This window comes from Limnohabitans sp. YIMB22184 (assembly GCF_048020265.1).
Lineage (GTDB): Bacteria > Pseudomonadota > Gammaproteobacteria > Burkholderiales > Burkholderiaceae_C > Limnohabitans_A.
Genome location: NZ_CP171843.1, coordinates 1,324,707 through 1,337,573, shown reverse-complemented (window position 1 = coordinate 1,337,573; position 12,867 = coordinate 1,324,707). Strand labels below are relative to the sequence as shown.

The following is a 12,867-nucleotide window of genomic DNA, read 5'->3' as shown; positions in this document are numbered from 1 at the left end:
TATGGCTTTATCGGGACGAATTGGATATCGCTCAACTCCGAATTCTGAGCTATCGAGCCAGAGCATTGACCTTGGCAATTGGCCTATGGTGGATGAGAACAGCTTGTCAGCTGCTCGCAAAACTAAATTTTTAGCCCGAAAAAAAGCCATTGAGCTGTATCTCAAGGGTGCTACCGATGCAGTTTTGCAGAAGAAAACGGGTGAAAAACGATCCAATATCTACCGAATCATCACAAACCGATGCCTTCAAAGGCACTCAGATGGGGATATTTTTGGTTGGCGAGGAGCACTTCCACATTTCCGTGTGACCGCTTACGAGCGTCAAACTGCACCTGTTGTTCACGAAAATGGGGCTGGAGCAACCGGCGCGTTGAAGTGGCTACTTGAACGTCCACAGTTCAAAGATTTGAAAGATCGTTTTCACAAACGAATCCTCAATAACGCCGATTCTCTTGCACACCCTAAGATCAATGTTCAAACGATCTTTCGATGGTTCATTGACGAGCTAAGAAAAGCTGGCTTGGAAGATCAGAAAGCCTGGCCATTCAATTCAGAGTCGCTCGGCTATGAGTCAGTTCGTCTGTACATCAAGAAGGTTTTGGCAGAGCATCCTTTTTTAGCCATGTCAAAAATGGGGGGGCCTGACGCAATTGCAAAAGCCAAAGCCTCCGATGGAACCCGACGACCTGATTTCAAGCTGTTTGATCGGGTCGAGTGTGATGCCCACAAATTGGACTGCCGAATGGTGGTCATGGTGCCGTCTCCTCACGGCGGTTATGAACCCAGAAAAATCCGCCGCATCTGGATCATCGTGATCATTGACGTCAGATCCCGTGCAGTTCTGGGGTATCACATCAGCTTGCGACGCGAATGCAGTGCGCTCGACGTTCTGATCACCATCAAAAATGCTTTATCCAAGTGGGCCCCAAGAACCTTGACGTTTTGTGAGGATGGGTACGCAGAAGGCGCGGCCTTGCCATCCGCACACTCTGAAGTCTATTTGTCAGCTTGCTGGAATGAGTTCAGCGTTGATGGCGCATTGGCCAACGTTTGCCCCAGAGTCGAGGAGCCATTGCTGCATATTGTTGGCGCCAAGGTCATCAAACCCCAAGACCCTACGTCTTACAGTTCAAGGCGCAGCAAAGATGATCGGCCATTCATTGAGTCGTTTTTCAGGGTTTTGGCCTCTGGCACCATGCACCGACTCTCTCCGAGCACAGGCAGCAGTCACGAAGATAAGAAAGGACGAGATCCAGAAAAAATTGCTGCGGAGGTCCAGTTCCAACTTGACTATGCCGAGGAGTTGCTGGATGTCACCATCGCGAACTACAACGCCACGCCACATACAGGTCTGGGCTATCGCAGTCCTCTTGCACAAATGGACTTCTTGTCTGCCAAAACAAAAAATCGCATTCGTCACGCTGACCCGGAGCTCGTTAAAAGAATGGCGGGAACCAGAAAGGTCTGCACATTGCTTGGCGGTGAATACACAGGCAAAAGACCGTATTTCAACTTTGAGAACGCCAAATACACCTCCGAGTGGCTGGTTCAACGTCCGGATCTTCTCGGTAAAAAACTATGGCTTCAACTGGATGACGAAACAGACGCACGCTGGGCCACAGTCTCCGATTCAAATGGACTGATCTACGGAACCGTCCATGTTCAACCGCCGTGGCACCGATCACCCCACACCCTTTACATGCGGCAAGCCATTCGGGCACTTGCGACAAAGCGATTGTTATTTCTGACCGGCAATAGGGATCCCGTCCAGGCGTTAATTGAATACGCTGAGATACATGCCAACAAAAAGCTACCTGTTCATCCGGCCTATCTGCAGGCGCGACGAATCATGATGACCAGCACTCAAGCGTTGGATGAAATGAAGGAGCCGAACTTTTCGGTGCCAGACGTCATGGGTGAAATCAACCGTCAGGCCATGCCCGAAGAGCTGACCAAGGTCTCCGGAGCATCCAAGAAAACGAAGGGCACCTCACCGCCACCTGAGCCGAAACCCAAATCTGCAAGCCAGAGCGCTCCACTTCCCAAGATGCGCATGGCAAAGACCTGGTGATGGAAAACTCAGACTTTCAGCTCGTTCCAGAGCACATCCCCAAAGACCATCCCCTGGTCACGAGAGATTACTCGTTGTTCACCCCCGCCATTGAAAAAATGGTGAGCACCATCGGACGGTGGCTAGACGATCAATTTGATGGTGCCACCATTTATGGGGCCTCTCGACTGGGTAAATCCAGCGCTGTTGATAACTGGCTAGAAGGCTTGCTCGCTGCCAGGTATGGAGGATTCATACCGATGGTGATCTGGAGTCATACCGAATCGGGCGGTGCCAGCGCATCCGGGCGGTTCTATGCAAATTTGCTGGAAGCAGCCAAGCATCGGTTGGCCAGATCAACACGTAGCCCAACGGAACGCTTGGGAATGCTCGTGGACCGTTTTGAACAATTGTCAGCACAGGCGGGCGGACGTTTTGTTGTACTTGTGATTGACGAAGCACAAGGCATGACGATGCGCGAGTGGTTGTGGCTTGTCGAGCTGCACAGCATGCTGGAGAAAAAGAGGATTCGGTTGTGTGTGATTTCCATCGCTTCTGTTCAGTTTCGGGATGACCCGATCAATCTCGCCATGGCGGGCGGTGCACATGTCGCTGCGAGGTTCTTGCTTACCGCTGCCAGGTTTCATGGCATTTGCGATGAGGCGCAATTGGGGTACGTGATGTCCGGGTATGACGAAGGCTCTGAATGGCCTGAGGGGTCGGGTGTATCTTTTACTGCCAGCATCGTCCCTGAGCTTTGGAGCAATGGATTTCGCATTGCCAGTTATGCGGCACCACTTTGGGAAGAGTTCATTAACCAATTGCCGCATCGCTATGACGGGCCGCATGAAATTCCAATGAAAACCATCTCTGTGGTGTGCAGACGGATTCTCCTTTTGCTGGCGTCTGGACGAGCGGTGTCTGATGTGTTGTCAAAAAAATCCATCAGTGAAATCGTCGAGCATTCTGGCCATGGTGCCCTGATGGCGATTATTTCAGCGGGGGCACCAAGGGGACGAACACCAAAGGGGTAAGCGCATGACAACTCTGACATGGAAGCCAGGCACGCTGTTGCCTTACACGTCACTTTGGCTGACCTTAAGAAAACTGGCCCACTTGAACAAACTCAGAATTTCTGACTTTCCACTGAGTGAAGATTTTTCACCCAGGGCGAAACGTGCGCAGAGTCAAAGCCGTTCGGTTCAAAATGTTGATCTTCGGGTTTTGGCTCGACTGATGGGTGAGCCAGTTCAATTTTTTTCATTTTGTGATCATCGATTCATTCCATACTGCTGGCAATTCTTGTTCACACCCCAAAACGGCTACTGCCCAAAGTGCTTGGAGTTGGGGTATCACACCAGACTTTTTTCACTGAAATTGCTCAATCAGTGCCCGATCCACGAGGAGCCTCTGCACGTCGAATGTTCGTGCATGAAGAACGATGGAGAGCGTGTTGATGCCATGTCTCTTGCTTATCCAAATACCTGCCAATGTTCAAGCCTGAAGTATTTCGATCCAGCGCGCTTGCACGGAAACGATCATCGTTTGATCGACACCGAAAAACTCAAGCCTCTTGCCGATTGGTTGACGTCGTTGAGCGCCATTTATGTGGCCTCGTACATGAACAGAAAATTTGATGCTTTGCACGAGGAAGAATGGCTCATTCGACTCAAAGAATTGTGTGAAATCCAAGCTATCGCATATCCGAATGCATTGATCAAATATGAAACACCTAATTACCGTTACGCCTACAGAACTAAGAGTATTGAATTTCGAGAGCTACCAAATAAACCTCGGCTGGGATTCGAGCAGGGTGGTCACACTGATTTTTGGAGAATGAGTTTTGTACCAACAGATGTCTACAAATCTGTAGCGCGGTATTTGCGTCGGCACGTGGTTCCGCGATCTGATTATTGGGTGTGGCAATTCAGAAAGTGCATAACGCCAGAGGCGATTGCAGCACTGCTGCGATCCAACCGGCAAGCTCGTCTGGCATTCATAGAGCTGATTTGGGCCAGAACCGTTGAGCCGACGGTGGACATAAGGCGTTGGGATGAGCGTAAGAAATTCCCCCCAGAAGGAGGGTGGTACAGATGCAAATTTTCAGAGTTCTTGGGTGAGGCGTCCGTTGGATTTGAGCAGTACCTTCAGAGGGCGTCAAAAGCAGAGAATTCATTATGGGTCCGAAGTCACGTCTTTGGCCTGTACTGCCTGGCAGTTTGGAAAGAAGCAGAGCGATTTGTTGAATACAAGATCAAACAGGGACGATGCACTTGGTCAACCGATGACATTCGTCAATTGAACCTTTTCCAGATCACAGTGACCCGGCCTACTGCACGAAGTCTGGAGTTCACAAGCTATGTGGATGAGCCATTGGCATTGACACGAAAAATCGGACGAAGCAAATCACAAAGAGTTTTGGATCATGACAACCTTACCCAAGCGATGAAACAAAAGTGTGGGTCAGGTCTTTGTTTGACTTGGTCCGAGCGTGATGGTTGGCACACAGCGCCAAGTGTTGAACTCTGTGATGGTTGGAAAATCCACCATGTGTCCATCGCTCCCAGACGACGAATTAAATCAATCCTGTTCTACTCAGGAGGGTACTTTTACCTACGGTTGGTTGACTACAAAATTCAAGTCTTTTCAGTCCGAACATCCGACCTGTTCGGTTTTATGCGCCTGCAATTTGCTCAATTTTGCAAGATGAACAACCTCTCGCTCTCCAACGATGAGCATAATTTTGCTCACCCTTTGAAGGCTATTTCGAGTCCGGTATGTAGGAGTTTTGATCAATATAAATATTTATGTGAACGTGAAATTGATCGGCATGGATTTTGCGCATCAGATCGTCGTATCGAAGCCTTTCGGTTGAACGGGTTGGTCTCATAGCGAAATGATTTCGTTGAAATATGGCCAATTCAGACCCGGTCATCTATCACTGCCTTGAGGGTGAGGTACAGGCCATAAGCGGACGATAAGGATATTGCATCAACCTGAGCTTCAGGCTGATTGCAGGCGTTTGTGAAACTAAGCGTGTTGAGTGTTTGCGCCATGAACGTCACTGCCACTCCCACCGCCAATGACAAACAGTCATGGCGGGGGCCCCAGAACATCAAAGCAAAGTGATGTCTTTGATCAAACGGGAACGCAGTGCGCGCCGTTTGAGTTGATCAACTGAGTCATCTGTCCACCAATGTGAAGAGTTGCCCCAGATCCAATCGGTACCCGTAATCCCTAGTAACTGAACTTCCCCCTTCGTACCTGAAATTGTTCGATCAAAGGTCTTGCCTCCAACATTGAAGGTGATTTGATGAGTCCCCTCTTTTAATCGCAGGCGAATCATGGAGTTTGGAACAGTCTCCATCGCTGCGCCACCATCCACAGAAATGTCCAACGGATGATGTCCGTCGCCCCAATAACGCACGACGTAAACCGTCAGAGCTTCAGGCACTGAGGCAAACAACTTTGCTTCATCATCTTTGGCAATGCTGGGTGCAGGATCTTTGGTGCAGTAAGCATTTCTTCCTCGATCCGTATGGCAATGCGGCTTCTCAGCGATTCGATCAACCGGTGAAGCGCAGCCCGCGATGCCAAGTACGCAAGCTGAGACGACGATTGTTTTAGTAATCCAAGTTTTCATAATATTTTCCCAAAATTGATCCACCATTTGTGGCAAAAACAAGTAAGTTGTAAACGCCTCATTTCAGAACAAAACGTGCAGAAGTGGTTTTCCCAGCTGAACTGAATTGAGCAACAACCTTTGTCCCAGGAGCTACCTTGAAGCTACCTTTGGCTTCAAGCTTGTCGCCTGTTGGTTTCAACTCAACTTCTTGCTTGTCAGCGCCAGAAAGCAGTGTGACTTTTGCCGTCGTTTTACTCACGTCAACGGGTTTGCCATGGTCACGCACGAACAACTGCAGCACATCAGGTTTGGCGACCAGTTCGTAGTCAACATCCTTGACGGTGGTCAAAACACCACCTTGCATGGGTTTGTGATCCGCATCGTGTGGCCCTGCCCATGCGAGTCCGCTGAGAAAAAGCGACGATGTGATCAAGAGCGTATGGAATTTCATGAGATGTCCTTTTGAGGTTTTGGTTGAGGTTAAAGAAACGAATGAATGGTCAGAATGCTTCAGCATCTTTGTCTTGCAAAAGCGCCTCGGCAGGTTTGCGGCCAAAGAGCCAAAACATGGCAGGCGTCAGAAAGGTGTCGAGCAGCGTCGAGCTGATCAAGCCCGAGAAAATCACCACGGCGACCGGGTGCAAAATTTCGGTGCCGGGGCGTTCGGCCTCGAAGAGCAAGGGTGCCAATGCGAAGGCAGTCACCAAGGCCGTCATCAACACAGGGCTCAATCGTTCCATCGAACCGCGCAAGATCATGGGCTTGGTGAAGGACTCTCCCTCAAAGCGCATGAGGTTGATGTAATGGCTGACTTTCAAAATGCCGTTGCGCACCGAAATGCCAGCCAACGTGATGAACCCGACCAAGGCGGCCACCGACAAGGGCTGACCTGACAGCCAAAGACCCAACACGGCACCCACGAGCGCCAAGGGAATGTTCACCATGATCAAGGCCGACAAAACGGCGGACTTGTAGCGGCTGTAAAGCACCACAAACATCAACACCACAGAGACCACCGAGAGCAAAGAGATCAGGCGCGAGGCTTCTTCTTGCGCCTGAAACTGTCCTCCAAGGGTGATGAAGTAGCCCTCTGGCAATCGAGAATCCGCCGTCACTTTGCGTATGTCGGCCACAACTTCTGACAATGGGCGGCCCGAAGCGTTGGCAGAAATCACGATACGCCGCTTGCCGTTGTCCCGACTGATTTGGTTGGGACCATCGGCGTCTTCAATCGTTGCGATTTTGGACAGCGGAATTCTGCCCGAGGGTGTTTCGATCAACACCTGGCCCAAGCCTTCCAGCGATCGTGCGGATTCTGGTAAACGCACAACCAACGCAAAGCGGCGACCTCCCTCCATGATTTGCGTGACACGTTCACCTTCCACCAGGGTCTGCAGTGTGGCAAGCACTTGCGCGCCAGACAGGCCGTATTGCGCCGCTGCCGCATAGTCCAACCGTACCTTGATCTGGGGTGCAAGAACTTGTTTTTCGATTTGCAGGTCAGCTATGCCCTCGATACCTGACAGCCGTGAGCGCAGCGCATCGGCTTGCCCGCGCAGCACGTCCAGGTCTTCGCCAAAAATCTTGATGGCGATTTGGGAGCGCACCCCAGACAGCATGTGGTCGATGCGGTGTGAGATGGGTTGCCCCACCTCAATCGAAGCAGGCAGGTTGACCAAGCGTGCACGGATGTCGGCACGGACCTCATCCATTGATCGCGTCAACTCGCCTGAGGGTTTGATGCCCACGTCCAATTCGCTGACATGAACACCTTCGGCATGCTCATCGAGTTCAGCACGTCCGCTGCGTCTGCCCACATGCAGAACTTCGGGCACCTGTTTGACCAGCACTTCAGCCTGGCGTGCCAGGTCAGAGGACTCTGTCAATGTGACGCCTGGGTTCAGCCGTATGCCCACCAGCAAGGTGCCTTCATTAAAAGGAGGCAAGAAGGTGGTCGGAAAAAACGGAACAGCCGCCGCTGCAAACACTACCGCCACACATGCACTGGTTATCGCCACGCGTGGCTTGTCCAGCACTTTTTGCAAACTGCCTTTGTAGCCTTGCTTGAGCCATGCCAGCACTTTGGTGTCGCCATGGTCCAGGTTTTTCATGCCCGGCAAGAGGTAGTAGCTCAGCACCGGCGTCATCGTTACCGACACCAACAAAGAGGCCAGTGTCGAGATGATGAAGGCAATGCCCAGCGGCACAAACAACTTGCCTTCCAGGCCCGGCAAAGCAAAAAGCGGCAGGAAGACCAGCACGATGATCACCGTCGCATAGAGGATCGCCGAGCGGACTTCCATGGACGCCTTGGCCACGAGCGCGAGCAGCGACAGGCGCTGACTGGGGTCCTTGGCACGGTCTTCTTTCATGCGCCGCAAGATGTTTTCCACATCCACCACGGCATCGTCCACCAGTCCGCCAATGGCAATCGCCAGTCCTCCAAGCGTCATGGTGTTGATCGACAAGCCAAAATACTTGAACACCAGTGCCGTGATGAAGATGGACACTGGGATGGCGGTGAGCGCGATGATGGTGGGTCGAACTGTGCCCAAGAAGAAGAAAAGGATCGCGGCCACAAACAGCGACGCACCGATCAACTTGCCTTGCAGCGTCGAGATCGACGCCTCAATGAAGCTGGCCTGGCGGAAGGTCACACGGGGTGCCTCCATCCCCTCAGGAAGGGATGCCTTGAGATCCGTAATCGCTTCTTCAATCGACTGTGTCAAACGGGTCGTGTCAGCGGTGGGTTGCTTTTGAACGCCCAGAATCACGGCGGGCTTGCCCTCAAAGCCTGCATCCCCACGTTTGATGGCTGCGGCAAAAGTGACCTCAGCGATCTGGCGCAACAAGATGGGCTGACCGTTCTTGGCGGTGATGGCCAGATTGCGCAAGTCCTCCAGACGGGAAGTGCGACCAAGATTTCGAATCAGGTACTCGCGCCCGTTGAGTTCCAGAAACCCCCCCGAGGTGTTGGCCGAAAACCCGCGCAACGCCGACTCCAACTGGTCCAAGGAGATGCCCAAGTCAGACATGCGCGCTGTATTGGGCTGCACCTGAAACTGACGCACTTCGCCGCCAATGGGGATGATCTGTGCGACACCCGGTATGGACAAGAGTCGTGGCCGGAGCACCCAGTCGGCGTACTCACGCACGGCCATAGGGGAGATTTTCTGCGGATCGACAGGAATAGCGATTTGCATGATCTCACCCATGATGGAACTGATAGGCCCCATCCGTGGAATTACCCCGGCAGCCAAACCTTCTTCCATGGACGAGAGGCGTTCAGACACCAGTTGGCGTGCCCGAAAAATCTCCGTGTCCCAGTTGAAGGTGACATACAAAAAGGACAGGCCAGCAGAAGAGGTTGAACGAACCGATTCGACCCCAGGCAAGCCATTCATGGCCGTCTCCAGAGGAAAGGTAATCAGTTGCTCGACCTCTTCGGGCGCCATGCCACCCGCCTCGGTCATGATCGTCACGGTCGGTTTGTTGAGGTCGGGAAAGACATCGACTGGCGTTCGAGACAATGTGAATGCCCCGTAAGCCATCAATACGGCACCCGCTATCAACACCAGAAGCCGGTTGGTCAGGCTATTTTCGAGAAGCCACTTGAACATATCGTGACCCCTTTAACGGACTTGGTTGATGAGCGTGGCACCTTGGGTCGCCACACGATCGCCAGACTTCAAGCCCGAGATCACCGTGACGCGCGCGCCATCCAGGGGCTCGAACGTCACCGTGCGGGGTTCAAACTGCTCAGCTGCAGACTTGACCCACATCACGTTCTGATTGGCAGCGTTTTTCATCAGTGCCGACTGGGGGACCGCAATACCCTGTGTCTTTTGCTTGGACTGCACATAGACTTTGACGGGCTGTCCAACGGCCAGACCTAGTAGTTCCGGGCTTTGCACTTGGAAGTTCAGCGGCAGCGCTTGCTCGCGCAAACTGCGCGCTGCACCCATGAAAACCAGTGGCGTGCGCTGGTCGCCAACAGCCAATGAGGCACCGCCGATGTTGTTGGCCACTGAGCCATCAAAAGCCAAGGCTTCAATGCGCAGCCGCTTCGGGTCGACAATTTCAAAAATCAAATCCCGCGTGTCCACCACTTGGCCTGCCACGACATGCGCCGAGGCAATCACCCCAGAAACAGGCGCGACCAGTGCTTCTTTGCTGCTGAGGCCGCCACCGACGGCCGACATGCGATCGGTCAGGCTGAGCACCTCACTCTCTGCGGCTTCCACTTCCTTGCGCGGTACGGTGTCCGACAACTCGCGCAAACGTGCCAAACGCTTTTCGGCAAGCGCTTTGGCAGCGCGAAATTCGGCCAATTGAGTCAACTGGCTGGCCCGCTCCAGGGGGGCGAACGCAGGGACGACGTAGGCCAAGACCTGTCCCTTCTTGACGGTTTGCCCTGCGTTGGGCAGGCCATTAGGGCCGGGTTCTATGCGTCCGGCGTTGATGGGCTGGACTTTGCCCCCAGCGTTGGGGTCCATCAGTACCTGACCATTGAGTTCAAAGGCGCGTGGCAGCTCAGCGGTTTCCACCACCATCGTGCGCACATTCAGTTGGCGTTGGGCTGGTTTGGGCAGAAACACGCTGCCATCGGCCATGCGCTGTGGACCATTGGCATTGGCCGTCGCAGGCGCAGCGCCGTGGTCATGGCCTTCGCCCGCGTACGTAGGCAGTGCAGCACCTGCAAGGGTCAAAGCAGTGGCCAGTGCCATCCAGTGGCGTTTTTTTGAAGTGTTGATTGTTTTCATGCTGAGGCTCCTTAGGCCGTACGAGCTTGTTGACGAAAGCGAACGATCGCGCCTAATGCCATCAGGGCCAATAACCCCCCGCCGATCCACAGGGCGATGCCTTTCCAAGAAGAACCACTGACAGGTTCATCTTCGTCCTCGTGCAAATCGAGTTCGCCAGTCAGCAGGTCGTTCAGTTCACCGGCCTGAATGGTTGCGGTGATGGCAATGACGCCAGGTTTGAGCGTGTCCTTGAGGATGACTTCGTATTCACCTACGCCGTGTTTTTCGGCTTTGTATTTGCCGCCTTGGATATCGATGTCAATTTGGGCGTCATTGACCGGACTGTTGTCTGTAAAACGGTCCAGGTAAATCGTCAGCTGCTTGCCATTGACAATGCCGACCATTTCAAGATCCTCTGAAACCGCGACGAAACGCGGCAGTGCTGTTCCCTGGGTTTTTGGCGCAGCTTCCGCGTGATCGTGACCCTCACCGGCAATGGCCATAGGACTGAGTAATGTGAATATCAGCGCCATAAAGGTGGCGGCTGTTGAATGAATGATCTTCATGGTGTTCCTTGAGTTTTTGAGGGGTGTCAGCATCACTGAGGCAGCAGGCCCAAGGACTGCCGCAATGCCGAAATGGCGGAGGCCAGGTCAATTCGGCTTCGAGCGGCTTGTCGCGCGGCCTCTGCAGCCTCTGCTTCAATGCGCAAGCGGGTGGGCAGATCCGACTCGCCCAGCCTGAACGACTTGTCAAAAAAGCTGCGGGACTCGTTGGCCAGCTGGGCTCGTCGCTGCGCAGCATCAAGTTGAGTGCGTGCGGCCTCCAGACGAGCAGCAGCGCCTTGTTTGTCGGCTTGAATGCGCGCCTGCTCGAGGACCAGTTGTGACTGCACCTCTATCGCTTCGGCTTGTGCAGTCGCAAGACGGGCGTCATGCCTAGGGCCTGCACCCAAGGGCACGCGAATGCCAATCAGCACAGTCTGGCCATAGCGTTCTCCAAATGCCCCACGGCCGCGCGTGGTGGCCACCGTGAGTTCCGGGTTGGATCGCCTCTGGGCGCTGATCAGCTGAGCCGTCCGCTCGGCCATCGTGATGCGGTCCTCCAGTTCAGCCAACAAGGGATGCCCCACTGCCGCACCCGTATGTGGGGTCGAATCTGGCGCTGGCTCGACAGCCGCGTTGACTGTCAAGTCTGCCTGAGCCGTCCTGCCTGTCAGCGCCATCACTTGTGCCAAGGCTGCGGCAGATGCAGCTTGAGCTTGGGCGGCATGCGCTTGGGCCGCAGCGACAGCGCCTTCGGCTTGATGCTGGTCGGACTTTGCCAGATCACCCGCGTTGGTCCGTTTGGCAACATCAGCGGCGATGCGTTGTGCATTGGCCAGTTGTTCGCTCGCCAGTTCAGCATCGACGCGAGCTCGCAACCAGCCCCACCAAGCATCCCTGACGGAAGAAGCGAGCCGCAGTTGTGAGGCGAGCAGCTTGCGCTCAACCAACGAGATTTCAGCTTGCGCCAGATCGGCACTGGCTGTGCGTTGTCCGGGTAGCCAGATGGGAACGGCGATACCCACCTCAGCTTCCCGCGCACCGCTGTTGCCTGTCATCCGGTCTGATCGCTGACTTATCTCCAGCGAGGGCGGCTCGGGGGACAGCATCGACGCGGCTTTGGCCTGGGCCTGGGCAGCATCGCGACGCGATTGAAGCGCGTACGCCTCGGGTTGCCTTTGCCACGCCGTTTCGAAAACATCTTTCAAGGACACCGAGCCACTCAACGCGGCGGCGGATGTGCCTTGTGCTTGGGCCGTCAGCACCAAGCCACTCAGGGTCATGACCGACAGCGCGATTCGAATCGGTGCCGATCTTTTTTTGTACAAACTCATAGCTCATCTCCAATGGTGAAAACATCCAAGGAGATCAGCGAGCAGCGACAACACGTCGCTAGGCGATGACGCACAACGCGCAAAGCGTCATGTGCATCCGCACACAGGGGATTCGAAAAGAGGGAAAGGTAAAGAAACCCGAGGCTCGCCGATCAGGCAAGCACGGGCCATTGAGGCCGTTCAGGACGTTCACTTGCCATATGAGAAGCAATGACCTGAAGGTGAAGTGGGTGATCGTCAGAGGCTGCTAATGTGGTCTTGCTCAGATCGCTGACCAGGGCAGCGGCACAACCCATATGACAAGTGGCACAGTCATGGTCCATGCCCGCCGATTGAGGGGCATTTTTGCTGGACTCTTGCTGGTCAATTGACGCATGGTCATGGGTGTGGTGACCAGGGTGCTTGGCAGTCACACTGGTTTCGTGCTCGCAATAGCTTGCCATTGCTGCCCAGCTGTATTGCAAGGGCAACAGAACCAGCAAGAAGATTGCCAAGAACTTTTTCATAAGTTAATAGTTTAGTCGATTCAGGCTTACTTGATCACGGGACGAGGCGTTGGCCTCAGTAA

The 12,867-nt window shown here is 53.8% G+C and carries 10 protein-coding genes; 3 read left to right on the top strand and 7 right to left on the bottom strand.

Going from position 1 to position 12,867, the window contains the following annotated elements:
* Position 1: 1 nt before the first annotated feature.
* Genes ACHEXL_RS06345 through ACHEXL_RS06335 form a run of 3 tightly spaced genes read left to right on the top strand, consistent with a single transcriptional unit; the run spans position 2 to position 4,942 of the window.
* Entirely contained in the window at positions 2–2,071 is a 2,070-nt protein-coding gene (locus tag ACHEXL_RS06345; RefSeq protein ID WP_291913172.1) for a hypothetical protein, read from the top strand.
* Positions 2,071–3,084: an ATP-binding protein gene (locus tag ACHEXL_RS06340; RefSeq protein WP_053176200.1), complete on the top strand. Its 1,014-nt coding sequence runs from the start codon at positions 2,071–2,073 to the stop codon at positions 3,082–3,084. Before ACHEXL_RS06345 ends, ACHEXL_RS06340 begins: the two co-directional genes overlap by 1 nt.
* A 4-nt stretch (positions 3,085–3,088) precedes the next feature.
* The gene (locus ACHEXL_RS06335) at positions 3,089–4,942 is read left to right on the top strand and encodes a hypothetical protein (RefSeq protein WP_416561131.1); all 1,854 of its coding nucleotides are present in this window, start codon (positions 3,089–3,091) and stop codon (positions 4,940–4,942) included.
* A 223-nt stretch (positions 4,943–5,165) separates the two neighbouring features.
* Here the strand turns inward: ACHEXL_RS06335 and ACHEXL_RS06330 are convergent, their stop codons facing one another.
* The 7 genes from ACHEXL_RS06330 to czcI form a co-directional block, all read right to left on the bottom strand.
* The gene (locus ACHEXL_RS06330; RefSeq protein WP_133239944.1) at positions 5,166–5,693 is read right to left on the bottom strand and encodes a hypothetical protein; all 528 of its coding nucleotides are present in this window, start codon (positions 5,691–5,693) and stop codon (positions 5,166–5,168) included.
* A 58-nt stretch (positions 5,694–5,751) separates the two neighbouring features.
* Positions 5,752–6,126 (bottom strand): hypothetical protein, encoded by a 375-nt coding sequence (locus tag ACHEXL_RS06325; RefSeq protein WP_053176209.1) that lies wholly within the window; start codon positions 6,124–6,126, stop codon positions 5,752–5,754.
* Between the two features lie 49 nt (positions 6,127–6,175).
* Positions 6,176–9,295 (bottom strand): efflux RND transporter permease subunit, encoded by a 3,120-nt coding sequence (locus ACHEXL_RS06320; protein WP_416561130.1) that lies wholly within the window; start codon positions 9,293–9,295, stop codon positions 6,176–6,178.
* A 12-nt stretch (positions 9,296–9,307) separates the two neighbouring features.
* On the bottom strand, positions 9,308–10,438 hold the full coding sequence (locus tag ACHEXL_RS06315) for an efflux RND transporter periplasmic adaptor subunit (RefSeq protein WP_108377208.1): 1,131 nt from the start codon (positions 10,436–10,438) through the stop codon (positions 9,308–9,310).
* An 11-nt stretch (positions 10,439–10,449) separates the two neighbouring features.
* Positions 10,450–10,986 (bottom strand): hypothetical protein, encoded by a 537-nt coding sequence (locus ACHEXL_RS06310; protein WP_026039655.1) that lies wholly within the window; start codon positions 10,984–10,986, stop codon positions 10,450–10,452.
* Between the two features lie 32 nt (positions 10,987–11,018).
* Entirely contained in the window at positions 11,019–12,299 is a 1,281-nt protein-coding gene (locus ACHEXL_RS06305) for a TolC family protein (RefSeq protein ID WP_416561129.1), read from the bottom strand.
* Between the two features lie 152 nt (positions 12,300–12,451).
* A complete protein-coding gene (gene czcI / locus ACHEXL_RS06300; protein WP_108311101.1) occupies positions 12,452–12,805 on the bottom strand; it encodes a cation efflux protein, CzcI family in 354 nt (117 codons plus the stop codon).
* Positions 12,806–12,867: the final 62 nt, after the last annotated feature.